The organism is Micromonospora sp. NPDC004551, assembly GCF_040609975.1.
GTDB lineage: Bacteria > Actinomycetota > Actinomycetes > Mycobacteriales > Micromonosporaceae > Micromonospora.
The window spans coordinates 68,183-92,706 of record NZ_JBEXLM010000004.1 but is presented as its reverse complement, the minus strand read 5'-3'; the positions used below and the strand labels follow the sequence as shown (position 1 = coordinate 92,706).

Annotated in this window: 25 protein-coding genes and 1 pseudogene; 10 read left to right on the top strand and 16 right to left on the bottom strand. The window is 73.4% G+C overall.

Annotated elements, in window-relative coordinates:
• The first annotated feature begins 29 nt into the window (after window positions 1-29).
• The 8 genes and pseudogenes from ABZW14_RS07195 to ABZW14_RS07160 all read left to right on the top strand — a co-directional run bounded on the left by ABZW14_RS07195 (window position 30) and on the right by ABZW14_RS07160 (window position 8,689).
• Window positions 30-1,973 (top strand): amylo-alpha-1,6-glucosidase, encoded by a 1,944-nt coding sequence (locus ABZW14_RS07195; RefSeq protein ID WP_355341160.1) that lies wholly within the window; start codon window positions 30-32, stop codon window positions 1,971-1,973.
• 131 nt (window positions 1,974-2,104) lie between these two features.
• The gene (locus ABZW14_RS07190) at window positions 2,105-3,430 is read left to right on the top strand and encodes a glycosyltransferase family 4 protein (RefSeq protein ID WP_355341157.1); all 1,326 of its coding nucleotides are present in this window, start codon (window positions 2,105-2,107) and stop codon (window positions 3,428-3,430) included.
• 78 nt (window positions 3,431-3,508) lie between these two features.
• Window positions 3,509-3,646: a hypothetical protein gene (locus tag ABZW14_RS07185; RefSeq protein WP_355341154.1), complete on the top strand. Its 138-nt coding sequence runs from the start codon at window positions 3,509-3,511 to the stop codon at window positions 3,644-3,646.
• Window positions 3,647-3,715: 69 nt separating this feature from the next.
• A pseudogene (locus ABZW14_RS07180) lies at window positions 3,716-3,874 on the top strand (serine/threonine protein kinase); the annotation flags it as partial.
• Window positions 3,875-3,935: 61 nt separating this feature from the next.
• The gene (locus ABZW14_RS07175; protein WP_355341151.1) at window positions 3,936-5,492 is read left to right on the top strand and encodes a protein kinase; all 1,557 of its coding nucleotides are present in this window, start codon (window positions 3,936-3,938) and stop codon (window positions 5,490-5,492) included.
• Between the two features lie 200 nt (window positions 5,493-5,692).
• Window positions 5,693-6,502, top strand: coding sequence for a metal-dependent hydrolase (locus ABZW14_RS07170; RefSeq protein WP_355341149.1), 810 nt, complete (start codon window positions 5,693-5,695; stop codon window positions 6,500-6,502).
• Between the two features lie 58 nt (window positions 6,503-6,560).
• Complete coding sequence (locus ABZW14_RS07165) at window positions 6,561-7,709, top strand: transposase (protein WP_355341146.1); 1,149 nt, start codon at window positions 6,561-6,563, stop codon at window positions 7,707-7,709.
• 71 nt (window positions 7,710-7,780) lie between these two features.
• Window positions 7,781-8,689 carry an amidohydrolase family protein gene (locus tag ABZW14_RS07160; protein ID WP_355341143.1) on the top strand — a complete coding sequence of 303 codons (909 nt, stop codon included), beginning with the start codon at window positions 7,781-7,783 and terminating at the stop codon, window positions 8,687-8,689.
• On the opposite strand, the gene ABZW14_RS07155 is transcribed toward ABZW14_RS07160, so the two are convergent.
• Window positions 8,581-9,945 (bottom strand): MFS transporter, encoded by a 1,365-nt coding sequence (locus ABZW14_RS07155; protein ID WP_355341140.1) that lies wholly within the window; start codon window positions 9,943-9,945, stop codon window positions 8,581-8,583. The two genes, ABZW14_RS07160 and ABZW14_RS07155, sit on opposite strands and share 109 nt — an antisense overlap.
• A gap of 73 nt (window positions 9,946-10,018) precedes the next feature.
• Between ABZW14_RS07155 and ABZW14_RS07150 the strand changes: the two genes are divergently transcribed.
• A complete protein-coding gene (locus ABZW14_RS07150) occupies window positions 10,019-10,894 on the top strand; it encodes a LysR family transcriptional regulator (protein WP_355341137.1) in 876 nt (291 codons plus the stop codon).
• A 7-nt stretch (window positions 10,895-10,901) separates the two neighbouring features.
• Here the strand turns inward: ABZW14_RS07150 and ABZW14_RS07145 are convergent, their stop codons facing one another.
• From ABZW14_RS07145 to ABZW14_RS07105, 9 genes are all read right to left on the bottom strand, one after another.
• A complete protein-coding gene (locus tag ABZW14_RS07145; protein ID WP_355341134.1) occupies window positions 10,902-11,234 on the bottom strand; it encodes a TfoX/Sxy family protein in 333 nt (110 codons plus the stop codon).
• Window positions 11,235-11,270: 36 nt separating this feature from the next.
• A complete protein-coding gene (locus tag ABZW14_RS07140) occupies window positions 11,271-12,038 on the bottom strand; it encodes a hypothetical protein (RefSeq protein WP_355341131.1) in 768 nt (255 codons plus the stop codon).
• Window positions 12,039-12,096: 58 nt separating this feature from the next.
• Window positions 12,097-12,690, bottom strand: coding sequence for a nucleotidyltransferase family protein (locus ABZW14_RS07135; RefSeq protein ID WP_355341127.1), 594 nt, complete (start codon window positions 12,688-12,690; stop codon window positions 12,097-12,099).
• Window positions 12,691-12,833: 143 nt separating this feature from the next.
• Window positions 12,834-14,537, bottom strand: coding sequence for a bifunctional 3'-5' exonuclease/DNA polymerase (locus ABZW14_RS07130; protein ID WP_355341585.1), 1,704 nt, complete (start codon window positions 14,535-14,537; stop codon window positions 12,834-12,836).
• 33 nt (window positions 14,538-14,570) lie between these two features.
• Window positions 14,571-15,524, bottom strand: a complete 954-nt coding sequence (locus ABZW14_RS07125; RefSeq protein ID WP_355341124.1) for a carbohydrate ABC transporter permease — start codon at window positions 15,522-15,524, stop codon at window positions 14,571-14,573.
• Between the two features lie 13 nt (window positions 15,525-15,537).
• The gene (locus ABZW14_RS07120; RefSeq protein WP_355341121.1) at window positions 15,538-16,479 is read right to left on the bottom strand and encodes a sugar ABC transporter permease; all 942 of its coding nucleotides are present in this window, start codon (window positions 16,477-16,479) and stop codon (window positions 15,538-15,540) included.
• 22 nt (window positions 16,480-16,501) lie between these two features.
• A complete protein-coding gene (gene ngcE / locus ABZW14_RS07115; protein WP_355341118.1) occupies window positions 16,502-17,917 on the bottom strand; it encodes an N-acetylglucosamine/diacetylchitobiose ABC transporter substrate-binding protein in 1,416 nt (471 codons plus the stop codon).
• Between the two features lie 25 nt (window positions 17,918-17,942).
• A complete protein-coding gene (locus ABZW14_RS07110) occupies window positions 17,943-18,692 on the bottom strand; it encodes an SIS domain-containing protein (RefSeq protein ID WP_091259558.1) in 750 nt (249 codons plus the stop codon).
• The gene (locus ABZW14_RS07105; protein ID WP_355341115.1) at window positions 18,689-19,651 is read right to left on the bottom strand and encodes a MurR/RpiR family transcriptional regulator; all 963 of its coding nucleotides are present in this window, start codon (window positions 19,649-19,651) and stop codon (window positions 18,689-18,691) included. The genes ABZW14_RS07110 and ABZW14_RS07105 overlap by 4 nt, the downstream gene beginning before the upstream one ends.
• Before the next feature lie 153 nt (window positions 19,652-19,804).
• On the opposite strand from ABZW14_RS07105, the gene ABZW14_RS07100 reads away from it, so the two are divergent.
• Window positions 19,805-20,797: a BadF/BadG/BcrA/BcrD ATPase family protein gene (locus ABZW14_RS07100; RefSeq protein ID WP_355341112.1), complete on the top strand. Its 993-nt coding sequence runs from the start codon at window positions 19,805-19,807 to the stop codon at window positions 20,795-20,797.
• Between the two features lie 72 nt (window positions 20,798-20,869).
• On the opposite strand, the gene ABZW14_RS07095 is transcribed toward ABZW14_RS07100, so the two are convergent.
• From ABZW14_RS07095 to ABZW14_RS07070, 6 genes are all read right to left on the bottom strand, one after another.
• Window positions 20,870-21,301, bottom strand: coding sequence for an SRPBCC domain-containing protein (locus tag ABZW14_RS07095; RefSeq protein WP_355341109.1), 432 nt, complete (start codon window positions 21,299-21,301; stop codon window positions 20,870-20,872).
• On the bottom strand, window positions 21,294-21,608 hold the full coding sequence (locus ABZW14_RS07090) for a metalloregulator ArsR/SmtB family transcription factor (RefSeq protein WP_154227616.1): 315 nt from the start codon (window positions 21,606-21,608) through the stop codon (window positions 21,294-21,296). Before ABZW14_RS07090 ends, ABZW14_RS07095 begins: the two co-directional genes overlap by 8 nt.
• 1 nt (window position 21,609) lies before the next feature.
• Window positions 21,610-21,987: a glyoxalase superfamily protein gene (locus ABZW14_RS07085; protein ID WP_355341106.1), complete on the bottom strand. Its 378-nt coding sequence runs from the start codon at window positions 21,985-21,987 to the stop codon at window positions 21,610-21,612.
• A 90-nt stretch (window positions 21,988-22,077) separates the two neighbouring features.
• The gene (locus tag ABZW14_RS07080) at window positions 22,078-22,620 is read right to left on the bottom strand and encodes a hypothetical protein (RefSeq protein ID WP_355341103.1); all 543 of its coding nucleotides are present in this window, start codon (window positions 22,618-22,620) and stop codon (window positions 22,078-22,080) included.
• Between the two features lie 86 nt (window positions 22,621-22,706).
• Complete coding sequence (locus ABZW14_RS07075; RefSeq protein WP_355341582.1) at window positions 22,707-23,480, bottom strand: carbohydrate ABC transporter permease; 774 nt, start codon at window positions 23,478-23,480, stop codon at window positions 22,707-22,709.
• Window positions 23,481-23,608: 128 nt separating this feature from the next.
• Window positions 23,609-24,517: a sugar ABC transporter permease gene (locus ABZW14_RS07070; RefSeq protein ID WP_355341100.1), complete on the bottom strand. Its 909-nt coding sequence runs from the start codon at window positions 24,515-24,517 to the stop codon at window positions 23,609-23,611.
• Between the last annotated feature and the right edge of the window lie 7 nt (window positions 24,518-24,524).

Sequence of the window (24,524 nt, the reverse complement as noted above, 5' to 3'; positions counted from 1 at the left end):
GGTGACACCCCGCCGGTGGTGGAGGAAAGTTGATCGACATTCGCTTCGGGCCGCAGGTCTGCGGGGACCTGTCCACCTCGTCGACCCGGGAGTGGCTGGTCACCGACGGGCGCGGCGGCTACGCCATGGGCACGGTCGCCGGGCTGCGCACCCGGCGCTACCACGGGCTGCTCGTGGTGGCCGGGGAGACGCCCGCCGCCCGCCGGGTCGGCCTGGTGAGCCTCGACCCCGCGGTCACCCTGCCGTCCGGGCGGCAGGTGCGGCTCGGCGCGCACGAGTGGTCCTCCGGCGTGATCGACCCGCGCGGCTACGAGCTGCTGGAGCGCTTCGACCTCACCGACGGGGTACCCCGCTGGCGCTGGCGGGTCGGCGACGTGGTGATCGAGCGGGAGATCGCCATGGCGTACGGCCGGCCCTGCGTGGCGGTGGTGCACCGGCTGGTCTCCGGCGGCCCGGTCCGGCTGGACCTGGCCGCGGCCTGCACCTGGCGGGACGCGCACGGCGAGCGGCGGGCGGACGGCCCGACCCCGAGCCTGGAGGAGGTCGCCGGCGGGGCCGTGGTGGAGGGCGCGTTCCGGCTGGCCGGGCCCGGCTGGACGCCCGACGGGCAGTGGTGGCTCGGGGTGCGCCACCGGGAGGAGGCGGCCCGCGGGCTGCACCCCGACGAGGACCTCTGGTACGCGGGCCGGTTCTCCGCCGCCCTCGACGAGCCGGGCGCCGAGGTGTCCGTGCTGGCCTGGGCCGACGACCTGGCCGAGGAGCCGCCACCGGCCACCGCGCTGGTCGAGGCGGCCCGGCGGCGCCACCGGGCGGTGGTGGCCGCGGCGAAGCCGGACGACGACGTCGACGCGACCCTCGCCCTGGCCGCCGACGCCTTCGTGGTGCACACCGACACCGGCCCGGACGTGGTGGCCGGCTACCCCTGGTTCGGGACCTGGTCGCGGGACACCATGACCTCCTACGAGGGGCTGTTCCTCCGCACCAACCGCGCCGACGAGGGCCGCGAGCTACTGCGGGCGTACGCGGCCACGCTCTCGGAGGGGATGCTCGCCAACACCGCCGACACCGGGCGGGTGGAGCACAACACCGTCGACGCGACGCTGTGGTTCCTGCACGCGGTGCACCGCCACGTGACCGTCACCGGGGACACCGACCTCGGCGCGGAACTGCTGCCCGCGCTGGAGGGCGTGGTGGCCGCGCACGTGGCGGGCACCCGCTACGGCATCGGCGTCGACCCGGCCGACGGGCTGCTCACCCAGGGCGGGCCACCCGACGTCGCGCTCACCTGGATGGACGCCCGCGTCTACGGGGTGCCGGTCACCCCGCGCACCGGCAAGCCGGTCGAGGTCAACGCGCTCTGGGTGAACGGGCTGGCCGGGCTCGCCGAGCTGACCGAGCTGGCCGGCGGGGACGCCGGCGCGCTCCGGGCCCGGCACGCGCGGGCCGCCGCCTCGTTCCGGGAGCGCTTCCCCACGCCGGCCGGCTGGCTGCACGACGTGGTGGACGCGCCGGCGCCCGCGTACCCGCTCGGCGGGGCGTCGCGCCACGACGACGACCTGCTCCGCCCCAACCAGCTGCTCGCCTGGTCGCTGCCGTACGCGCCCCTCGAACCGGACGAGGCCACCCTGCGCCGGGTCACCGAGGAGCTGTTCACCCCGCTGGGGCCGCGCAGCCTCGCCCCCGGCTCCCCCGGCTTCGTCGGCCGGCACCGGGGCGGCCCGGCCGAGCGGGACTCCGGCTACCACCAGGGCACCGTCTGGCCGTGGCTCATCGGGCCGTTCGTCGACGCGTACCGCCGGGCCGGCCTGCCCACCGACGACCTGCTGGTGGGCCTCGAAGGGCACCTCACCGAGTACGGCCTCGGCTCGGTGAGCGAGACCGCCGACGCGCTCGCCCCGCACGCCGCCACCGGCTGCCCGTTCCAGGCGTGGTCGGTGGCCGAACTGCTGCGCGTCCGCCGGCTCCGGGGGTAACGCGTTACAGACCGGCAACCAGCGCGTCGCCGCTGGTTATCGACCGCTGGGCAGGATGGTCTGCGACCCCACGACGCGCCCGGGCCGGGTGCCGTCGGGCGGTGCGGGAACCACAACTCCAAGGGGGCCGCATGCCAGCTGACGCCGAAGTGATCGACATCCAGCCCGCCCGGCGCCAGCGGGTGCTGCTCCTCTCCTGGGAGTACCCACCCGTGCTCGTCGGAGGCCTCGGCCGCCACGTGCACGCGCTCTCCGTCGCCCTGGCCGCCGCCGGCCACGAGGTCACCGTCGTCACCCGGCACGCCGAGGGCGTCCCTCTGGAGGAGTACGCCGACGGCGTGCGGATCGTCCGCGCCGCCGAGGACCCGGTCACCTTCCCCCTCGCCACCGGCTCGCTGCTGGCCTGGACCATGGCGTTCAACCACACCCTCACCCGGGCCGCCCTGCGGGCGGCCGAGTCCGGCGGCTTCGACGTCGTCCACGCCCACGACTGGCTGGTCGCGCACACCGCGGTCACCCTGGCCGAGCACCTGGACCTTCCCCTGGTCACCACCATCCACGCCACCGAGGCCGGCCGGCACCAGGGCTGGCTGCCCGAGGAGATGAACCGCACCATTCACGGCGTCGAGCACTGGCTGAGCAACGCCTCGGCCCGGGTGATCGCCTGCTCCGGCTACATGCGCGACCAGGTGGCGCGGCTGTTCGACGTGCCGGGCGGGCGGATCGACGTGGTCCCCAACGGGGTGGACGACCGGGCCTGGCACGCCCGCCCCCGCGCGGTCTCCGCCGCCCGGGCCCGGTTCGCCGGCGACGGCCCGCTGGTCGGCTACGCCGGCCGGCTGGTCTACGAGAAGGGCGTGCAGCACCTGGTGCACGCCGTGCCGTACCTGCGGGACCGGCACCCCGGCCTGCGGGTGGTGATCGCCGGCGACGGCCCGTACCGCGACGAGCTGGTCGACCAGGCACAGCGGCTGCGCCTCACCGACACCGTGCGGTTCACGGGCTTCCTGGACGCCACCCAGCTCCCCGCCGTCCTCGGCGCCACCGACGCGACCGTGGTCCCCAGCCTCTACGAGCCGTTCGGCATGATCGCCCTGGAAGCCGCCGCGGCCGGCGCGCCCCTCGCGGTGGCGGAGACCGGCGGCCTGGCCGAGATCGTCGAGCCCGGCGTGACCGGGGTGACCTTCCCGCACGGCGACCCGGACGCGCTGGCCGGCGCGGTCGACCGGCTGCTCGCCGACGAGGTCTTCGCCCGCCGGCTGGCCCGCCGGGCGCGCACCGTGGTCGCCGCGCGCTACGCCTGGTCCGCCATCGCCGCCCGCACCGCGGGCAGCTACGCGACGGCCCGCCGCGAGCACGGCGCGTTCCAGGCCCGGCGGGCGGCGGCGCTGCTGGCCGGTGGCCGGTCCGCCATCACCATTCCGGACGGAAACCTGCTGGCCGGCGCCGCGAGCTGAGCCGCGCCGCCCCGACGGGCGATAGGTGTTGTCCGATCCGTTGGCTATTGTGGACATCCACCAGCGGTGAGGAGTGCGGTGCAGCAGGTAGTGATCGCCGGCCGGTACCGCCTGCTCGATCTGGTCGGCCGCGGCGGGATGGGCCGGGTCTGGCGGGCCCGGGACGAGGAGCTGCACCGCGAGGTGGCGCTGAAGCAGGTGGTGCCGCCGGGCTGACTCGCCGCGCACGAACGCGACGAGGCGCGTGGCCGCACCCTCCGCGAGGCGCGCGCGACCGCCCGGCTCAGCCACCCCAACGTGGTCCGGGTCTACGACGTGGTCCGGGTCGACGGCGACCCGTGGCTGGTGATGGAGTACGTCCCGTCCCGGTCGTTGCAGGAGATCATCGAGACGGACGGGCCGGTCGACCCGCGCCGGGCCGCCACGATCGGGCTCGCGGTGCTGGCCGCGCTGCGCGCCGCGCACGAGGCCGGTGTGTTGCACCGGGACGTGAAACCCGCCAACGGTGGCCCGGGACGGCCGGGTGCTGCTCACCGACTTCGGGCTGGCCGTCTTCGACGGCGGCGACGGAATGACGACCCGCCCCGGCCTGGTCCTCGGCTCCCCGCAGTACGTCGCCCCGGAGCGGGCCGCCGAGGGTGTGTCGAGTGTGGAGGCCGACCTCTGGTCGCTGGGCGCCACCCTGCACGCCGCCGTGGAGGGCCGGTCCCCGTACGCCCGCAGCACCGCCATGGCGACGCTGGCCGCGCTGGCCAGCCAGCCGCCGGACCCGGCACCGCACGCCGGCCCGCTGGCGCCGGTGCTGGTCGGGCTGCTGCGTCGCGACCCGCGCCACCGCCTCGGCCACGACGACACGGCCCGGCTGCTGGCCGCCGCCACCGTGCCGACCATCGACCTGCCCGGCTGGCCGGTGGCCGGTGCACCCGCACCGCGCGCGACCGGCCCGGTCCGGGACAGCGGCGGCGCGGCAGGCACGGCCGGCGGGCCGGGCTGGGTCGCCGACCGCACGCCACGGACGGCGGGCCGGTCCGGCGGGGAGATCGACGGCGCGCCCGGTGGCGGATCGGGCTGGGACAGCGGCGGCGCGATGGCCGTGCCGCCGCCGGAACGCGCCTATCCGGACGTGATGCCGCCGGCTGCCGCCGCCCGCGAATGGAGCCGCGCCGCGCGCCGGAGCGAGTGGGCGCCGCAGCCAGACGCTGACGACGAGGGCACCCGGCCGCTGGCGGCGAGCCAGGCCGGCACCACCACCACCGCCGCCAGCAGCAGGGCGGCCTGCGCCGGCGACGCCGGGGACGGCCCATCGGGCCCGCCCGCGGGCGGCAGCGGCGAGGGGCCGAGCGGGCGGCGCCGGGCGGCCCTGCGGCGCTGGGCGCTCGCGGGGGCCGCCACGGTGCTCGCCGTGGCGGCGGGGGTCGGCACCGCGCTCGCGGTCACCGGCGACCACGACGGGCGGCCGGCCGGCGACCCGCAGGGCGAGGCGCGGGACGAGCCCTGGGGACACCCGCCCGGCGGCCCACCGCCCGGTGTGCCGCCGCCGCCGTTCCCGTGCGTCCGGCCCGACGCGACCGGCAACCCGGTGCGGGCCGGCTCCCCGCCCGCCGACGCGGCGTTCACGCTTCCGGTCGGCTGGGTCTGGTACGCCGACTCCGCCGGCTTCCGGGTCGCGGTGCCGGCCGGTTGGCTGGAGTTGCGCTCCGGCAGCACCACCTGCTTCCAGGACCCCGCCACCCGGCGGATCCTCGGCGTCGAGCCGTACCCCGGTGGAGGTGAGCCGGTCGACCAGTTGCGGGCGGCCGAGCGGGAGCTGACCGCCGACGGCCGGCTGCCCGGCTACCAGCAGGTACGGCTCACCGCCGCCGGCGACGGCGCGGAGTGGGAGTGCCGCTGGACCGCACCGTACGGGGAGCGGATGCACGCGCTGCGGGTGCTGCCCGGCGGGACCGGCGGATGGACGCTCGGGTGGACCACCTCCGACGCCGACTGGTCCGCCGCGGCCGCACAGCTGGCGCTGATCCGGGACAGCTTCCAGCCGGCCCGGTCCACCCACGCGGCCGGCTGACAACCCCGGCGTCCCATCACCGACAGATGCTCCGGCCCCGCCGGCCCGGGACCACATACTTCCTGGTGATCCGGCGGCGTCCGCCGGGCGGCCCGTGGACCCCCTCCCCAGTGGACCGTCCGGGTGATGCCCCGCGGCCCGATGCCTAACTACAGTGGCGTAGTTTTGTCGATCAAGATCTCTGGGGAGGGCGAGCCGAGATGATGGGACCGTCCCACGCGCTGTCCGGCGCGGCGGTGTGGCTGACCGGCTCCTGGGCGCTGGACCAGTTCGCCGACTACCACCAGACGCCGCTCGCGCTGGCGGTCGGCACCGCGGTCTGCGCGGGCGGAGCGCTCTTTCCCGACCTCGACCTCTCCGGCAAGGTGACCCGCAACCAGGGCGGCGCCACCGTGGCCCGGACCTTCGGGGTGTTCAGCCTCTTCATCGCCGAGGTGATGGAGAAGATCTCGCTGGGCGTCTACTACGCGACCAAGCTGAGCAAGGATCCGCGCCGCAACAACGGGCACCGCACACTCACCCACACCATCCCGTTCACCCTTTTGGTCGGCTGGGGCACCACCGCGCTCTGTGCCGCGTACGGCAAGTGGGCGGTGGTCAGCATCCTCTTCTTCATGATCGGTCTGGCGCTGCGCGGGCTCTTCGACGAGTGGGCCGAGCGGGCCGGGTGGGTGGTCGTCACCCTGTTGTCGGCTGCCGCGGCCTGGTTCACCTTCGCGAACCTGCCCGGCGACCGGGGCTATCCGCTCATCGGCACGGCGGTCGGCGTGGGCTGCTTCGTGCACATCCTCGGCGACATGATCACCAAGGCGGGGGTGCCGATCCTCTGGCCCATCCCCATCAAGCGGCGGATGTGGACGATGATCGGGCTGCCCAACGGCATCGCCCTGCGCACCGGCAGCAAGGCCGAAACCATCGTGCTGCGGACGGCGCTGACCGTGCTCGCCGTGCTCGCCGCGGTGGGGCTGGTCGCACCCTCGGTGCTGCAGCGCTTCAACATCGAAGTTTGAGCACACCCAGGGCTACGCATCCGTCCTGGGTGGCAAGGCCAGACGGTAGGCTGTGGACGTGAAACTGGTGGTGCAGGTGCGCCTGTTTCCCGACGGCGCCCAGGAGGCGGCGTTGCGTGACACCCTGACGGTGTGCAACAACGCTGCGAACCTGGCCTCCGCGGAGGCGTATCAGGCACGGGTGTTCGCCAAGCAGGCGTTGCAGCGGCTGACCTACACGCAGCTGAAGGCTATGGGGTTGTCGGCCCAGCCTGCGATCCACGTCGCTCGCAAGGTTGCCGGCGCGTACGCCACCCTGAAGGCCAACATCCGTGCTGGCAACCTCGGAAAGCCGGGGTCGGAGCGCCGCCGCAAGGCTGAGGCGAAGCCAATCGTATTCCGCCGAGACGCTGCCCAGCCCTTCGACGACCGCTGCCTTTCCTGGCAGATGCAGTCCCGCACGGTCTCCATCTGGACGACGGCGGGCCGCCAGCCGGGCGTTCGATTCGCATGCTCTGATGCGCAGCACGCGATGCTGTCCGCTCGCCGCAAGGGCGAGTCCGACCTGGTGTGCCGAGACGGCAAGTGGTACCTATATGCCACCTGCGACATACCTGACGTCGAGCTGACGGAACCGAATGGGTTCCTCGGCGTCGACCTGGGAATCGCGAACATCGCCACCACCAGCGATGGCACCCAGCACTGCGGCAAGGGTTTGAATCGCGTGCGCCACCGCAATCAGCGGCTGCGGGCCAAACTGCAGCGCATCGGCACCAAATCCGCCAAACGGCTGTTGAAGGCCCGCCGCCGCAAGGAGGCCAGGTTCGCCGCCGACACGAACCATCGCATTGCCAAGCAGATCGTGACCGAGGCCAAACGCACCAGCCGTGGTGTCGCACTGGAAAACCTGAGTGGCATCCATGGCCGGGTACGGCTTCGACGGCCCCAGCGGGTCACGCTGCATTCGTGGGCCTTCCAGCAGCTCGGCCAGTTCATCGCCTACAAAGCGGCGCGGGCCGGAGTGGCGAGCGTCTACGTCGACCCGGCGTACACCTCGCAGGGCTGCTCCGCCTGCGGGCATGTCGCTAGGGCCAACCGGCCTAACCAATCCTCTTTCCGATGCAAGTCGTGCGGCTTCGCTGAGCATGCCGACGTGAATGCAGCCCGCAACATCGCCGCACGCGGTGCCGCGGGTTGGGCAGCTGTCAGCCTGCCGAACGCGGCGTGAACGATGCAGCCGGCATTGGGCAACGACCCGCAAGCTCAGCCCGTCGGGGCCGAGCCGCTGATTATCGAGGTGTGACCGCCGCGGAGCACACCGGGCCGCCGGTCGAGGACGTGGCGGTGCCGGAGTTCTGGCGAGGGCTCGGGTTGCCCGGGCTCGCCGACGTGCACACCCACTTCCTGCCGCCGCGCATGCTGCGCAAGGTGTGGGCGTACTTCGACGCGGCCGGGCCGCTGGTCGGCACCGAGTGGCCGATCCGGTACCGGTGGGGCGACGAGGCGCGGGTGGCGCACCTGCGGCGGCTCGGCGTGCGGGCGTTCAGCGCGCTGGCGTACCCCCACCGGCCCGGCATGGCGGAGTCGCTGAACGCCTGGACGTTGGACTTCGCGGCGCGTACCCCGGGTTGCCTGCCCTCGGCGACCTTCTTCCCCGAGCCGGCGGCGGCGCGCTACGTGGCGGACGCCCTCGCGGCCGGCGCCCGGGTGTTCAAGGTGCACGTCCAGGTGGGCGGCTTCGCGCCGGCCGACCCGGCGCTGGATGCCGTGTGGGGGCTGCTGGCGGAGGCGGGCGTGCCGGTGGTGGTGCACGCCGGGCACGCGCCGGTCGGCACCGAGCACACCGGACCGGCGTCGTTCGCCGCGCTGCTCGCCCGGCACCCCGGGCTGGCCGCGATCGTGGCGCACCTGGGCGCCCCGGACTACGCGGCCTTCCTGGACCTGGCGGAGCGGTACCGGCACCTGCGGTTGGACACGACGATGGCGTTCACCTCGTTCTTCGACCGGTTCGTGCCGTTCCCGGCGGCGGAGCTGCCGCGGCTGCGCGAGCTGGGACTGGCCGGCAAGGTGCTGCTCGGCAGCGACTTCCCGAACATCCCCTACCCGTACGCCGAGCAGCTGTCCGCGCTGGCCGGGCTCGATCTGGGCGACGACTGGCTCCGGGCGGTCTGCTGGGGCAACGCCGCCGCGCTGTTCGACCTGGATTGAGCCGGGTGCTGTTCGGGCGCGCTCAGCTGTCCCGGCGCGCCGGTGGCGAGCGGCTGTGGCCGGACGGAACGCCCTCCGGGGCGGCGGACCGGGAGCAGCCAGGGTCCGGCGAGGAGCCCGACGGCGATCTGGGCGGCGCCCGCGACGACCAGCGTCGGGGCGGCGCCGGCCAGGCCGATCACCGCCCCGCCGCCGAGGAGGCCGATAGAGACGGCGCCGTCGTGCACCAGGCTCTCCGCGGCGAAGGCGGCCCGCCGTTCGGCGCCCTCGGTGCGGGTGGTGATCAGGCGGTTGACCGCGCCGATGCCCAGCGGCATGGCGAGGCCGCCCGCGGCGGCCACGAGCGCGATGAGCGGGAGCGAGGCGGTGGCGGCGGGCAGCGCCGCGAACGTCGCGCCCAGCAGGATCCAGCCGGCTGCCATGGTGGCCAGTGGCGGCAACCGGGGTACGAGCACCGGGGCGGCCAGCGCACCGGCGAGTGAGCCGGCGCCGTAGCCGGTCATGCCGGCCGAGACGAGCAGCCCGGGCCGGCCGGTTTCGGCGCCGAGGATGGCCAGCCCGAGGGTGAAGGCGAACCAGGCGAGCCCGCCGACGCCGGCCATGGTCACCGCGCGGCGTACCTCGGGATGCCGGGCCAGCACGTGCCGGAGCGCGGGTGCGCCGGTGGTGTCCTCGCCGGTGGCGGGCGCGGCGGTGCCCTGGACGGCCAGCAGCAGGGCGGCGCCGAGGGTGACGCCGGCCGCCTCCGCCCAGAGCAGCCGGAGCGGCCCGCCGGCGGTGACCGCCCAGCCGGCCAGCGGCGGGGCCAGGATCATGGTGCTGCGGTGTGCGAGGTCCTGCCAGGCCAGCATCCGGGTGGCTACGCCGGGGTCGGTGCAGAGGTCGGCGAGCAGCGCCCGCTGGCCCGGCCCGCTCAGCGTGGTGGCGGCACCGGTGATCAGCCCGGCGGCGGTCAGATGGAGTGGGCCGACGGTGCCGAGGGCCGCGCCGACCGGGATGACGAGCAGGCCGAGCACCTGGATCGCGAGGACCCCGGCGAGGGCCGGGCCGGTGGTGAGCCGCTGCCGCAGGCCGCGCGCCCACCAGGCGGAGGTGAGCATGGGCAGCCCGACCGCGCCGCCGACCAGGCCGGTGGTCCAGGCCGAGCCGGTCTCGGCGAGCGCGACCAGGGGCAGCGCCACGGCGGTGGTGCGCTGCCCGAGCCAGGTGACGAAGGTGGTGGTGAGCATGGCGGCGATGTCCCGGCGGAGTGTCACGGGTTCGATGATGTGGCCCCGCCGGACCTGCCGGTAGCTGGTGGTTCGGCCGCCCAGCTCATAACCTGGGCTTATGAGTTCCCTGCCGACGGTCGAGGATCTGCGGCTCGTGGCGGCGCTGGCGCGGCACGGCTCCCTGGGGGCGGCGGGCCGCGAGATGCGGATCAGCCAGCCCGCCGCGAGCAACCGGTTGGCCGCGTTGGAGCGGCGGATCGGCGAGCGGCTCTTCGACCGGGACACCACGGGGGCGCGGCCGACCCCGGCCGGGCGGGCGCTGGTCGCCGAGGCGGTCCACGTTCTGGGGCACCTGGAGGCGATCTTCGATCGGACCCGGGCGGCGGCGCGCGGCGAGGTGCTGAGCGTGGGCACCTTTCCGAGCCTGGCGGCGTGGCTGTTTCCCGCGGTGGCGGACCTGCTCCGGGACGCGACGGTGCACCAGGTCACCGACCACGGTGACCGCCTGGTCGAGTGGGTCGGCGAGGGTTCGCTCGACGCCGCGTTCGTGACGGTCGCCAACCAGATGCGGCTGCCCGCCACGGCCACCGCGACACCCGTGGCCCGGGACCGGCTGGCTCTGCTCACCCCGCCCGGGGTGCGGGTGGGGTCGGGGCGCCGGCCGTTCGCCGGGCTCGACGTGGTGGCGCACAGCTACGACCCGTCGCCCGAGGCCCTGCACCGGCGGCTCTCCGCGCTGGGCGCCCGGCCGAAGCCGGCGGCCACGGGCGAGACGGCGGTGCGGATGGGCCGGCTGCTCGGCTGCCCGGTCGTGCTGCCGCGCGGGCTCGCGCTGGCGTATGCGGCCCCGGGCGAGGAGGTGACGCCGGCGCCGGTGCCGGGCCGCTTCACGCTCTTCCTGGTGACCCGGCGGCCGGTGCCGGCCGCGCTGGCGGCGGTGGTGGGCGGGCTCGCCGACCGGCTGGGGCTGGAGCCGGCGGGCGGGGAGTCCTAGCCCGCCCCTACTTAGCGGGCAGCGTCCCGGCGTAGCCGACGCCGCGATCGACCCACCGGGCCAGGTCGCCGTCACCCGCGCAGGCCGAGGGATCCACCGTGATCCAGCCCCGCATGGGCCGGCCCCGCATCACCGTCGCCTGCGCGCCGGGCTCGGCCTCCAGCCGCTCGGACTCCGCCGGGTCGACGCGGACCATGAGCCCGCCGGCACCGCGGACGACGACCGCCATGTTGCCCTTCACCATCATGGCCAGGCCGCCGAACATGCGCTTCTCGGCGAACCCGGGCGCGCGTTCGACCAGTTCCCGGACCCGGTCCGCGAGGTGCTCGTCATACGCCATACCCGCATCCTGGCATCCCGGGCGGACCCGACGGGGTCACGGCTTGGGCAGGTCGGCGCACAGCCTTCTCGGGAACGCGGGTTCCGCGCTGTGGACGCGTCCGCAGCCGGCCTCCGTCGAGCCAGCGATCGTGGACCAGCCGTGCTCGCCGGCCCAGCGCAGGAAGTAGCGGCGGACGGTGACCGACGCGTCGCAGCCCGGCCTCGGCTCGGCACCGCACGGCACCGGATCGAACGGCACCGTCATGACCAGCCACCGGCCGTCGCAGCCCTCGGGCGTGCCGACGGAGTGCCGGGACACGTCCATGCCCCGGACGGCGACGCTGATCCAGGCGGGGTCGCAGTGGTCCGCCGGCATCGGGTCACAGCCGAACGTCGGATCGCAGCGGCGGTACTGGCCACCGTCGCGTTTCCACGGCTCCTGGTTGAGCACGACGAGGCGGCCGGCGATCGGTCCCGGCGTGGTCAGGGTCACCTCGCCCGGAGTGTGGGTGGGGCAGGCGCCGACCACGCCGGACAGGCGCGAGTCCTGCACCACGTTGGCGTAGATGTGGTTGTTCTCCTCGACGAGGTAGGTCACCCGGGGATTCCGGGAGCACCCGTCGGCGTCGGCGAGCAGCGCCACGGTCAGCACGAGCGAGCGCGGGTCGTCGCTGAGGCGTACCGCCGTGACGTCGGCCTGGTAGGTGGTCCACTCGGTGGCCGCGTCGCCCGGCGGCGCGTCGCCCGGGGTCGGCACCGTGCCCGGCCGGGCGCAACTCACGAGCGCGGCGAGGCACAGCAGGGCGATGGCGAGTCGGCGCATGGCGACGAGTCTGGCCGGGGCGGGCGCCCGCCACATCCGTACGGGTACTCAGTCCACCTCAGACGCCGACCCGCTGCTCCGGGATGCTGAGACCGTAGAGGGCCATCAGTTCCGGGCTGTCGATCCGGCTGCCGTCGGCCACGGAGTCGCAGGCGATGTCGACGATCTGGTCCTTGTGCGCCAGCAGGTACGGCCGGGCGCCGACGTCGGCGCTGGCCAGGGTGGCGATGCCGGACCAGTGCCGGCGACCGAACAGCATCGGGTAGCCGCGCAGCCCGTCGTAGGTGGCGCAGACCAGCACGTCCGGGTAGGGCAGGGCGGCGACCCGGCGGACCGCCACGGCGGTGAGTCCGGGCATGTCGACGGGCACCACGACCACGGCCTCGATGGTCTCGTCGGTCAGCGCGGCCAGCCCGGCCCGGATCGAGGAGCCGACCCCGGTCCCCCAGGCCCGGTTGACCACCACGGTGGCGGCGGTCAGGTCGGTGGTCTGCCGCACCTGGTCGGCCGCCGCGCCCAGCACGACGACGACCTCCACGCAGCCCGCCTCGGCCATCGTGTCGATCATCCGGCGGACCAGGGGCTTCTCGCCCTGGTGCAGCAGCGCCTCGGGCCCGCCGATCCGGCGGCCCCCACCAGCGGCGATGATCATTCCTGCGATCCGGTTCAGCGGTGCCCCCTCGACCTGGGGGACGGACCGGAGGCAGCCGCGCCCGGTCCGTCCCGTCGTACGCACACCGGGCCCAACGAGTGCGTCCGGGAGCGGGTAGCGGGGCAAAACGGAAAATTGCGTGGCTATGCCGCGTCGGCGTAGCAGTCCACGACGGACAGGTCGAGCGGGAAGCGCACCGGTGTCTCGCCGAAGAGCAGCCGGGTGGCCCGCGCCCCGGCCCCGGTCACCGCCGCGGCGACCGCCTCGGCCGTCTCGGCCGGGCAGTGCACGATCACCTCGTCGTGCTGGAAGAAGACCAGCTCGGCGGGGGTGCCGGCCAGCTCGGTGCGCAGCGTGGCCAGCAGCGTGGAGGCCCACTCGGCGGCGGTGGCCTGGATGACGAAGTTGCGGGTGAACCGCCCGCGCGAGCGGGCAGCCCGGGCCCGCGGGCTCTGCGGATCCGCCCCGGCGTCGGCCATCGCCTCGTCGCCGTCGCCGAAGCCGACCGATCCGGGCGGGCAGGTGCGCCCCAGCCACGACCGGACCAGGCCGCCCGCCTCGCCGGTGCGGGCCGCCGCCTCGACGTGCCCGAACGCGGTCGGGTAATTCTTCTTCAACACCGCCAGGGCGGGCACCGCGGCACCGCCGGTCTGCCCGTACATGGCGCCGAGCAGGGCCACCTTGGCCCGGGCCCGGTCACCGGCGAAGGCGTCCCGGGCCAGCGCGGCGTAGAGGTCACCCGCCCCGCCGGCCGCGGCCAGCCGCTCGTCGCCGGAGACCGCGGCGAGCACCCGTGGTTCGAGCTGGCCCGCGTCGGCCACCACGAACGTCCAGCCCGGGTCGGCCACCACGGCGCGCCGGATCACCTTCGGGATCTGCAACGCCCCGCCGCCCCGGGTGGCCCACCGGCCGGAGACCACGCCGCCGGGCACGTACTCCGGGTGGAAGCGGCCGCCGGAGACCCAGGCGTCCCGCCAGGCCCAGCCGTGCGCCGTCCAGATCCGGTAGAGCTCCTTGTATTCCAGGACGAGCGGCACGGCCGGATGCTCCACCCCGCGCAGCACCCACGCCCGGGTGTTCGGCAGCTCCACGCCGGCCCTCGCGAACGCCCTCAGCAGCTCGGCCGGGGAGTCGGCGTGCAACTGGCGAACGCCGAACGCCTCGGCGATGCGCGCGGCCAGCTCGGCCAGCCGGCGGGGCGGCCCGCCCACCGGGGACGCCTCACCGAGCAGGTCGGCCAGGATCGCGTCGTGCACGTCGGCACGCCAGGGCAGCCCGGCCGCGCCCATCTCGGCGGCGATCAGCGCGCCGGCCGACTCGGCGGCCACCAGCAGCCGGAACCGGCCCGGGTGTTCCGTCCCCGCGATGCGGGCGAGCTGGTCCGCGTACACCCTGGTCAACGCCGTGATGCCCGGACCGGGAGGGCCGGACGGCGCGGCGAAGAGCGCGCCCTGGCCGTGGCCGGGCGGCTCCGGTGGGCGGGGCGCCGGGTCCGGCGGGACCGGCGCCCCGGTGAGCCGGGCCCAGGCTGCGGCGAGCGAACGCGGCTCACCCCAGCGGCCGGCGTGGCCGAGCAGCAGCGCCTCGGTCAGCTCGACGTCGTGGCACCGGTCGAGCCGGACGCCGGCACGCAGCAGCGCCGGGTAGACGGTGGCGCCGGTGGCCCACACCCAGCGGGGCCGGTCGGCGGCCTCCCGGGCGGCCGCCGCGGCGGCCAGGTCGGCCACCGGCTCGGCCGGGCCGGCCGGGCGCCCGGCGTCGTCGAGCGGTTGCAGCACTCCGCCGCCCCGCTCGTCCGACTCCACCGCCACCAGCACGGACGCGATTCTGCCCGGCCCCTCCGACAGATGCCGGAACGGCCGGGCAGCGGGTCGCGCGGGTTACTTGCCGACGCCGGCCGTGAGGCCGGACTGCACCTGGCGCTGGAACACGACGTAGACGATCAGGACCGGCAGCATCGCCATGGTGACCCCGGCGAAGAGGCCGGACCAGTCGGACTTGTAGCCCTGGTTGACCGACAGCTCGATGAGCCCCTGGGCGATCACCTGGTGCTTCGGCTCACCGGACACCGACTGCATGAGCAGGGTCGGCAGGTACCACTGGTTCCACTGGCCGAGCACGTTGAAGATGCCGATGCTGATCAGGCCGGGCTTGGCCATCGGCAGCATGACGCTGAAGAAGGTCCGGGTGTGCGAGGCGCCGTCGACCATCGCCGCCTCGGCGATCGAGTGCGGCAGCGTCCGGAAGAACGAGTGCATGAAGAAGACGGTGAACGACAGCGACCACGCCACGTAGACCAGGATCAGCGTGAAATGCTTGTTCGGGCCGAGCAGCGGGAACACCACATTCATGTTGTAGACGCCCTTGAACAGCGGCACCGCGGCGAGATAGACCGGCAGGGTCAGCCCGGACAGGAACATCCAGTAGATCAGCCGGTTGCCCCGGAACTCGTAGCGGGCCAGCGCGTACGCCGCCATCGAGCCCAGCAGCATCGTCAGGGTCACGCTGAAGACGAGCACCAGGAGCGTGTTCAGGAAGAAGCTGTCGATCCCGGCCGTCCAGGCCCGGGCGAAGTTGTCCCACTGCAGCGACTTGGGGAACAGCGACAGCGGCTGGCGGATGACCTCCGAGTCGGTCTTGAGCGCGGACATCACCACCCAGAGCAGCGGGTAGATCACCATGATCGCCCAGACCGCGAGGAACAGGTGTGAGAAGCCGTTGAAGATCCGGCCGCCGATGCCGTTGCCGGCGGCTTCCGCCCGTCGGCCCGTCGGCCGGCCCGGCGGCGCGACGTCGGGCCGTTTCTGGCCGGAGGTGTGGGTCACCGTGCTCATCGTCCAGGCCTCCTCAGAACTCGATCCGGTCACGGCGGGTGATCCTCAGCTGGACGGCGGCCAGCAGGATGGTGAAGATGGCCAGCGCCACGGCGATCGCGCAGGCGTAGCCGAACTGGCCCTTCTGGAACGCGTTGAACTGGATCACCGAGGCGAAGATCTCGCTGGCGTGGTTCGGGCCGCCCTGGCTCGGCGTCATGACGAAGACCAGGGCGTACATGTCCAGGGCGATGAAGCCCAGGTAGACCCACGCGACCGAGATGGTGTCCCGGAGCAGCGGCAGGGTGACCCGGAAGAACGTGTCGAACCGGCCTGCCCCGTCGAGGATCGCCGCCTCGTAGATGTCCTTCGGGATCGACTGCATGGCCGCGGAGAACAGCACCATGTAGAAGCCGGCGCCGCTCCACACGGCGATGAGCAGCAGCCACCACAGCACCGCGGGGATGCCGAGGAACGGCTCCGGGTCGGCCGTGAAGGCGATCGGGTTGTCCGCGTCGACCAGCCCGATCTTGATGAGCAGGCCGTTGATCAGGCCCTGCTGGTCGGTCCGGTAGATCTGCTGCCACATGACGGCGATGACCACCAGCGACAGCACCTGCGGGAAGAAGAAGATGACCTTGTAGAGGCCGGAGCCGAACACCCCGCGGATGCCGGCCCTGTCCTCGCGTCCGCCCACGTTGAGCAGGAACGCGAGGAACAGGGCCAGCGCGATGGTGAACAGCGGCACGGTGACCAGGAAGAAGACGTTGTGCCAGAACGCCTTCCTGATCAGCTCGTCGGAGAGCAGCCGGACGTAGTTGTCCAGCCCGACGAAGTTCTGGGAATCCGAATACCCACCCCAGTCGGTCAGCGAGTATCCCGCCGCCTGCGCGAACGGCCACACCACGTAGAACAGGTACAGCGCGACGGGCAGGGCCAGGAAGCCCGTGACGAAACGCGCGACTCCGTGCCGCATTGGACTCACTCTCTCCGTCGGATCAGGCGGTGCGGGTCTGCTTCTTGATCGACGAGTCCTTGGCGACCTTGTCCGCGGCCGCCTGCATCTTGTCGACGAACTGCTGCGCGGTGAGCCGGCCGGCCATCAGCTCCTCGGACAGGTTCTGGCTCTCCTTGTCCAGGTCGGCGTAGAAGTCCTGGAACTTGACGGAGATCAGCTCGCTGCCGCCGTTCTTCATGAGAGTGTTGGCGCTGGAGAGCGCGGTGTCCTGCACGTTGTCGCCGGAGCCCTTGGTGGAGGCCAGCGACTTGGTCAGCTCGGCGAACTTGGCCGAACCGGCCTTGGACAGGATCGCCCGCAGGAACTCCTTCGCGGCCTCCTTGTTCGGGGCCTTGCTCGGCACGACGAAGCCCTCGCCGGACGCGGCGAACACGTCCTTCGGCGCCTTGTCGTCGGCGTTGTGCCAGTAGTCGGACAGGGTCAGCTCGAAGCCCGGCGGGATGGTCGCCGCCATCTCGTTCTTCAGCCAGGTGCCGACCTGGATGAACGCCGCCTTGCCGTCGAGCCAGGCCTGCTGCGACTGGGTGTGGTCGAGCTTGCCCGGGAGGAGCAGCTTGTCCTTGACCAGCTTCTCCCACGGCTCCAGCGCCTTGAGCACGCCGTCGGCCTTCCAGGCGTTCTCCTTCAGGTTGTCGATGTCGACGACGACCTGCTTGCCGGCGGTCTTCCAGATGCTCGCCATGAGCGCCCAGCGCGGGTAGTAGCCGTGGACCGCGTCGTGCACGTACGGCGCCATGCCCTTGGCCTTAATCTTCGGGGCCAGGGCGAAGAACTCGTCCCAGGTGGCCGGCGCCTGCCAGCCCTCCTTCTTGAACAGCGCCGCGTTGTACCAGTTGCCCCACACCGTGTACGCCACGTTCACGACGTAGAACTTGCCGTTCTGGGTGCCGTCGCCGACCGTGCCCGGCAGCAGCGAGTCCGCCACCGTGCCCTCGCTGTCCCAGGCCGGCGCGGTGAGCAGGTCGTCGAGCGGCTCGATGGCGCCCTCGTTGATCAGGGTGCTGCGGTCCATCATGTCGGCGCCCGAGTTCATGACCAGGTCACTCGGCTGCGTCGCCATCTTCGGCTGCTCTTCGGTCTTGATCTTCTGCGTCGACGACATGTTGACCGTGACGTTCGGGTGCTTGGCGCTGAAGATGACCTTGTCTTCCTTGGCCCACTGGTCGCCCAGGCCGCCGTTGAAGATGACCACCTTGACGGCGCTGCCGTCCTTCACACCGAACGGGTTGTCCTTGCTCTTGGCCGCGCCGCCGGTGTCGGACTTCTTCTCCGGCTCGCTGCCCGCGCAGGCGCTGAGCAGGCCCATCGCCGGGGCGGCGAGAAGGCCGGCCGCGGCGGCCCGCTGGAGCAGGGTCCGGCGGCTGAGGTCGCCGAGGTTCTCGGGGGTAACCGACATCTCTTTCTCTCCTTGTGGTGTCGGGTCAGGCGGTCCGCCGGAGGCGCCCGGCATACCGCGACTCGAGGGCGAGGTTGTGCTCGTCCCCACCGGGGACGTTGGCGGAGAGGTAGATAGGGGGTACCTCCCCGGCCTGGTGGAACCGTCGTACGACCTCGGCCGTCAGCAGCTGCGCCAGCAGCGCCGCGGTGACCGACGAGACCGCACAGACCGCGCCGCCGCCCTCGAGCGGCAGCAGTGCGTCGCCGTACGGCGCGCCGTTGTCCAGCACGACGTCGGCGAGGTCGGCGAGCCGCTGGCCGGACGGGTGCCGCGGGGCGACCCGTGCGGTGTGCTCGACCGAGGTGACCGCGATCAACGGGTGGCCGTGCTCCCGGACCAGCGCCGCCAGCTCGACCACCGAGCCGTTGATGCCGGACTGGGAGGCGACCACGAACACGTCCTCCGGCTGCGGCGCCGCCAGAGCGTAGAGCTGGTGCGCCACGGCCGGGTCGCGTTCCAGCTTGGGGTCGGCGAGCACGTCGCGGGGCGCGTCGCCGTGCAGCACGAGGTCGTGCAGGGAGAGTCGGTTGGTCGGGACCAGGCCGCCGGCCCGGGCCACCAGCTCGGCGGCGAACGCCTCGGAGTGCCCGGCGCCGAACGCCTGGAGCACCCCGCCGGCCCGCAGCCCGCCGGCGATCACGTCGGCGGCCCGGTCGACCGCCTCCGCCTGGGTGTCGACGAGCCGGTCGAGCACCGGGCGGACGGCGTCCGCGTACCGCTGGGCACTGATCATGAGGTGGCCCCCTTCTCGGCCTTGTGCCCGTCGACGGCCTGGGCGGTACGCCGGAAGGCCGCGTGGGCGCGGTCGTGGGTGCGCTGCGCCACCGCGATGTAGAGCAGGTCGAGCACGACGAGCTGGGGGTGCCGCGCGGAGAGCGCGTCGGGCCGGAAGGTGGTGGCCTGGCTGGCGGTGACCAGCACGATGTCGGCCAGCTCGGCCAGGGGCGAGCGGGGGAAGCCGGTCAGCGCGACCGTGGTGGCCCCCCGGCTGCCGGCCTCCGCGAGCATCTCGATGGTCTCCCGGGTCTGCCCGGTGTGCGAGATGCCGAGCGCGACGTCGCCGATGCCGAGCAGCGCGGCGCTGGCCAGCCCCTCGTGCACGTCGCTCCAGGCCCAGGCGGCCACCCCGATGCGGTGCAGGCTGAACTGCATCTCCTCGCCGACCAGGGCGCTGCCGCTGGCGCCGAAGATGTTCACCCGGCTGGCCCCGGCGATGGCCACCGCCGCCCGCTCCACCTCGGCGAGGTCGAGCAGCGCGGCCGTGTCGTGCATGGCCCGCGTGTCGGCGGCCATGATCTGGTCGAGCACCCGGGACAGCGGGTCGCTGGGCTGGATCTCCCGGCCGATGTCGACCGTCCAGCCGGCCGACCGGGCCCGGCCGGTCTCCGCCGCGATGCCGAGCCGCAGGTCGGCGTAGCCCTCGAAGCCCATGGCCCGGCAGAACCGGGTGATGGTCGCCGGCGAGGTGCCGCTACGCTCGGCCAACTCCACGATGGTGGCCCGGGCCGCTGCCTCCGGGTCGCTGAGCACGTGCTCGGCGACCCGGCGCAGCGCCCCCGTCAGCTCCCCCGCCCCGGCCCGGACCCTGGCCAGCACCCCGTCGGAGGAGACGGTCAGCGCACCCCGCCGGTCGACCGCGTCGGCGTCGACCACCGCGGTCCCCGCGGGGGTGTCCACCTCGTGATCAACCATGGGTCGCCTTTCGGAAAAGAGTGTTAACTGTTAGTGGTAAAAGTTCTTACTGAAGGCCCCTCCGTGTCAAGGCCGTGGGCGAAGTTTTCAAACTGTTACCTGGCGCACAGCCCGGATCTTGCGCCGGACAGCGCGGCCGACCAGCATGAAGGGATGTCGGACACCGTCGTGGTCGGCCTCGACGTCGGGGGTACGTCCACCCGCGCCACCGCCCTCAGCCTCGACGGGGTACGCCTCGGCACCGGCCGCGCGGGCGGTGGCAACCCGACCAGCCACGGCGCCGAGCGGGCGGCGGCCGAACTCCTCGCCGCGCTGCGCGCCGCACTCGCCGACATCGATCCGAGCCGGGTGCGCGCCGGCGTCATCGGGCTCGCCGGCGCCGGCCGGCTCCTCGCCGACCCGCAGGGCCGGGCCGCCTTCGACCGGGCCTGGGCCGACGCCGGCCTGCGCTGCCCCTACGCCGTCCACGGCGACGCGCTCGTCGCGTACGCCTCCGGCACGGCGACCCCCGACGGCACCGTGCTCATCGCCGGCACCGGCGCGATCGCCGCCCAGGTGCGCGACCTGCGCCTCGACCGCACCGCCGACGGGCACGGCTGGCTGCTGGGCGACGCGGGCTCCGGGTTCTGGCTCGGCCGGGAGGCGGTCCGCCGCCTGCTCGCCGACCTGGACCGGGCCGACGCGCCGGGCGACCTGGCCCGCCGGGTGCTCGCCGACCTGACCGGCGCCACCGAGGTAGCCGCCCGCCCCCGGGCGACCGCGGAAGCGGTGGTGCAGTCGGTGACCCGGCGGCCACCGGTCGAGCTGGCCCGGCTCGCGCCACTGGTCGTGGCCGCGGCCCGGGACGGCGAACCGACCGGCCTGGCGCTGGTCGCGGAGGCGGCCACGCTGCTGGCCGAGAGCGTCTCGCGCATCCGGCCGCTCGGCGGCACCGACCCGGTGGTGCTCGGCGGCGGCCTGCTCACCGGCGACACGCCCCTCGCGGCCGCGGTACGCGCCGAACTGGCCCGCCGGTGGCCGGACGCCCCGCTGCACAGCGCCGGCGACGGCGCGGCGGCGGCGGCCTGGCTCGCCGCCCGCGACCTGCCCGAGGTCGCCGACCCGGGCGCCCTGCACGCCCTGCTGGTGCCTGCGGACCGCGGCTGACAGTCACCAACAGCTCAGCTCGACAGCCCCGAGGCTCGGCCGGCGGCCACCCGTCGAGCCGCGGCCGGGCCGCTAGCTCAGGTCGGCGAGGGCCTGCGACAGTCGTGGCCAGACGTGGCTGCGCCAACCGCCGTCGAGCAGGGTGAAGGTGCGCCGCTGCACCGGGTCGTCCGGGTCGAACCCGGCGTGCTCCAGGAACAGCCGGGTGCCCCGCCCCTCCGGCACCAGGGTCCACGTGACGACCGTGTCCAGCCGGCCACCCCGCCAGGCCCAGCGCAGCCGGCGCGGCTCGTCCAGCTCCAGCACCTCGCAGTGCACCACGCCGTCGAAGCCCTGACCCGGCCGCGGGGAGGTGCGGAAGGTGAACACGTGCCCCGGAACGGGCCGGAAGTCGTTGGGCATCAACCAGCGCGCCAGCAGATCAGAATCGGTCAGCGCCCGCCAGACCTTGGCCGGCGGGTGGGCCAGGAACTGGTCCACCTCGATCGTCGCCGGCTCACTCATCGGGAAGCCCGTCCAGCACCTCGCGCAGGTCGGCGAGGCGCGCCCGCCAGAACCGCTCGTACGGGCCGAGCCAGTCGGCCACCTCGCGCAGCGGCTCGGGGCGCAGCGCGTAGAAGCGCTGCCGGCCGATCGGCTGCTCGGTCACCAGCCCGGCGTCCTTGAGCACCCGCAGGTGCTCCGACAGGCTGGGCCGGCGCATGTCGAAGTGGTCGGCCAGCTGCTGCACCGGCTGCTCGCCGCGTTCGAGCAGCAGCCGCAGCAGTTCCCGGCGGGTGGGATTGGCCAGCGCCGCGAAGACGTCCGACACGTCAGACCCGGGTGGACTGCAGGACGATGCCGTTGCCGTCGGGGTCGTGGAAGGTGATGTAGCGGCCCCACGGCGCGGTCTGGATGCCGCCGTCCGGGAGGTCCACGCCCCGCTCCCGCAACCGGGCGGCGTCGGCGTCGAGGTCGTCGGTCTCCAGCACCAGGCCCTTCAGCGAGCCGGGCGCCATGGTCGGGAACCAGGTGACCAGGGTCAGCGCGGTGGCCGCGCCCTTCGGTGCCACCTGGATCCAGCGGCTGCCGTCGGGCCCCATCGGGTTGTCGAAGATCAGGTCGAAGTCGAGGACGTCGAGGTAGAAGTCGCGGGCCCGGTCCTGGTCGCTGACGGGCACGGAGACGAGTTGCACGTGGGTCACGGTCATGGCCACCACAATAGGTAGGAGATTTCCTACGGGTCAAGCCGGTAGGGGGCCGGCCGACACCGTCGACCGGCCCGCTACCAGGTCAAACCGTCAGGCGCCCGGGTACGGCTGCCCCTGCGGCTGGCCGTACTGCCCCTGGGGGGCCGGCTGCCCGGGGTGCGCCGGGTAGCCGGGGTGCGGAGCCGGCTGACCCTGCGGCGCCTGGCCGTACGGCTGGCCCTGCGGAACCTGGCCGTAGGGCTGGTTCTGCGGGGCCTGGCCGTACGGCTGGTTCTGCGGGGCCGGGAAACCCTGACCCGGATGGCCGGACGCGGCCGGCGCGGACGGGGCGAACTGGCCCGGCTGTGCGGCGCCGGCGAACTGGTGCGAGGCGGCCTGCTCGCGGGCCGCCTTGCGGGCCTTCACCGCTTGCACGATGAGCAGGATCGGCAGGATGAAGACGTAGATGAAGATCCGGTACTCATAACCCACGGGCGCGAGGAACATCAGGTAGAAGCCGTAGCCGAAGAAGGCCAGGCCCACGACGACGTTCAAGATCCGAGAGCCCGTGCTCTGCTCCTTGATGGCGATGCCGATGGCGACCATCGCGATGCCGCCCAGAATCAGGAGGAGCTCGTAGACAAGTTCAAACATGTGATTCCTGTCGATCGGTGAAGGTGCCGGCCCACGATAAGGGGGCGGTCAGCGATCGCGCTGTCCCGTTGCCTGTGGCAACGACCTCACTTGAGCTGCCCGGCGGTGAGGCCGGCCTGGATCTGCCGCTGGAAGGCCACGTAGACCACGAGCACCGGCAGCACCGCGATGGTCAGGCCGGCGAAGAGCTGGGCGTAGTCACCGGCGTAGCCCTGGTTGACGGCGAGCGCGTTCAGGCCCTGGGCGAGCATCCACTTCGACTCGTCGCCCTGCATGAGCACCTGCGGCAGCAGGAACTGGTTCCAGTGGCTGAGAAAGTTGAAGATGCCGACGCTGATCAGTCCCGGACGCGCCATCGGCAGCATCACCCGGAAGAAGAGCCGGAAGTGACCGCAGCCGTCGATCAGCGCCGCCTCGGCGATCGCGGTCGGCAGGGTGCGGAAGAACGCGGTCAGGAAGAACACCGTGAACGGCAGCGAGTAGGCGGTGTAGACCAGGATGAGGCCGGTCCAGGTGCCGAAGAGGCCGGCGTTGCGGACCACGAAGAAGAGCGGCACCAGGGCGAGGAAGACCGGGAACATCATCCCGCCGACGAACAGGTAGTAGACCACCTGCCGGCCGCGGAAGTCGTAGCGCGCGAAGACGTACGCGGCGGCGGCGCCGAGCAGCATGGTGAGGGTCAGCGAGCCGGCCACCACCACGGCGCTGTTCAGGAAGTAGCGCCCGATGTGCGCCTTGGTCCAGGCCCGCGCCCAGTTGTCCACGTGCAGCGCCTCGGGCAGCCCCCACGGGTCGGCGAGGATCTCCCCGTTGCTCTTCAGCGAGCTGAGCACCATCCAGGCCAGTGGCAGCAGGGTCATCGCCGCCCACAGCAGCAGGAAGCTGTGCGAGAAGACGTTCGCGACGCCCAGCTCGCGGCGCGGCGGCCGGCCGGTCGTCGGCTCGGCGGGCGCCGCCGGGGCCGGCCGGGTGCCGGCGTCCACACTGGTCATGAGTACTCGATCCGATCGCGCCGGGCGGCCCGCAGCGCCAGCACCGCCACCGACAGGGTCAGGAAGAACATCACCACGCCGATCGCCGAGGCGTAGCCGAACTTGGTCTCGCTGCCGAACGCGGTGTCGTACATCCGCATGCCGATCACGTCGCTGGAGAAGTTCGGGCCGCCGTTGGTCATGAGCTGGACCAGGATGAACCCGTCCAGCGCGGCGATGGCCAGGTAGATCCAGGCCACCTGGATGGTGTCCCAGAGCAGCGGGATGGTGATCTTCCGGAGCATCACCGCCCGGGACGCCCCGTCGAGCATCACGGCCTCGTAGATGTCGCGCGGGATGGCCTGCATCGCCGCGCCGAAGAGCACGACGTAGAAGCCGACGTTGCTCCACACCATGACGGCCAGCACGCACCAGAAGGCGAACCGGGGGTCGCCGAGCCAGGCCGGGGTGGGCAGGCCGAGCGCGTGCAGCGTGCCGTTGAGCAGGCCGCTGCGCGGGTTGTAGATCTCCTTCCACAGCAGGGCGATGATGACCACCGAGAGCACCTGCGGGAAGAAGTAGACCAGCCGGTAGACCGCGGTGCCCCGGACGCCGGTCACGCCGGCCCGGCCCTTGCGGCCGCCCATGGTGAGCATGGTGGCGAAGAACAGGCCGAGCGCGATGGTGAGCACCGGCACCACGAGCAGCAGGACCGCGTTGTTGGTCAGCGCGTTCCAGACGTAGCCGTCGTGCAGCAGCGTGCGGAAGTTCGCCAGGCCCACCGGGTCGGCCTGGGCGGAATAGCCCAGCCAGTCGGTGGTCGAGATCTGAAAGGCCTGGAGGTACGGCGAGAGCACGAAGACGCCGTACAGCACGAGCGGCGGCAGCAGGAAGCTGATGATCAGCGGGTATCTGCCATGTCGCACCTGGCGA

Bases quoted from the DNA above. Each gene is read 5' to 3' on its own strand.
- ABZW14_RS07190 (WP_355341157.1), top strand. From the start codon at position 2,105: ATGCCAGCTGACGCCGAAGTGATCGACATCCAGCCCGCCCGGCGCCAG.
- ABZW14_RS07170 (WP_355341149.1), top strand. From the start codon at position 5,693: ATGATGGGACCGTCCCACGCGCTGTCCGGCGCGGCGGTGTGGCTGACC.
- ABZW14_RS07150 (WP_355341137.1), top strand. From the start codon at position 10,019: ATGAGTTCCCTGCCGACGGTCGAGGATCTGCGGCTCGTGGCGGCGCTG.
- ABZW14_RS07145 (WP_355341134.1), bottom strand. From the start codon at position 11,234: ATGGCGTATGACGAGCACCTCGCGGACCGGGTCCGGGAACTGGTCGAA.
- ABZW14_RS07140 (WP_355341131.1), bottom strand. From the start codon at position 12,038: ATGCGCCGACTCGCCATCGCCCTGCTGTGCCTCGCCGCGCTCGTGAGT.
- ABZW14_RS07135 (WP_355341127.1), bottom strand. From the start codon at position 12,690: ATGATCATCGCCGCTGGTGGGGGCCGCCGGATCGGCGGGCCCGAGGCG.
- ABZW14_RS07125 (WP_355341124.1), bottom strand. From the start codon at position 15,524: ATGAGCACGGTGACCCACACCTCCGGCCAGAAACGGCCCGACGTCGCG.
- ABZW14_RS07120 (WP_355341121.1), bottom strand. From the start codon at position 16,479: ATGCGGCACGGAGTCGCGCGTTTCGTCACGGGCTTCCTGGCCCTGCCC.
- ngcE (WP_355341118.1), bottom strand. From the start codon at position 17,917: ATGTCGGTTACCCCCGAGAACCTCGGCGACCTCAGCCGCCGGACCCTG.
- ABZW14_RS07110 (WP_091259558.1), bottom strand. From the start codon at position 18,692: ATGATCAGTGCCCAGCGGTACGCGGACGCCGTCCGCCCGGTGCTCGAC.
- ABZW14_RS07105 (WP_355341115.1), bottom strand. From the start codon at position 19,651: ATGGTTGATCACGAGGTGGACACCCCCGCGGGGACCGCGGTGGTCGAC.
- ABZW14_RS07100 (WP_355341112.1), top strand. From the start codon at position 19,805: ATGTCGGACACCGTCGTGGTCGGCCTCGACGTCGGGGGTACGTCCACC.
- ABZW14_RS07095 (WP_355341109.1), bottom strand. From the start codon at position 21,301: ATGAGTGAGCCGGCGACGATCGAGGTGGACCAGTTCCTGGCCCACCCG.
- ABZW14_RS07085 (WP_355341106.1), bottom strand. From the start codon at position 21,987: ATGACCGTGACCCACGTGCAACTCGTCTCCGTGCCCGTCAGCGACCAG.
- ABZW14_RS07080 (WP_355341103.1), bottom strand. From the start codon at position 22,620: ATGTTTGAACTTGTCTACGAGCTCCTCCTGATTCTGGGCGGCATCGCG.
- ABZW14_RS07075 (WP_355341582.1), bottom strand. From the start codon at position 23,480: ATGACCCTGCTGCCACTGGCCTGGATGGTGCTCAGCTCGCTGAAGAGC.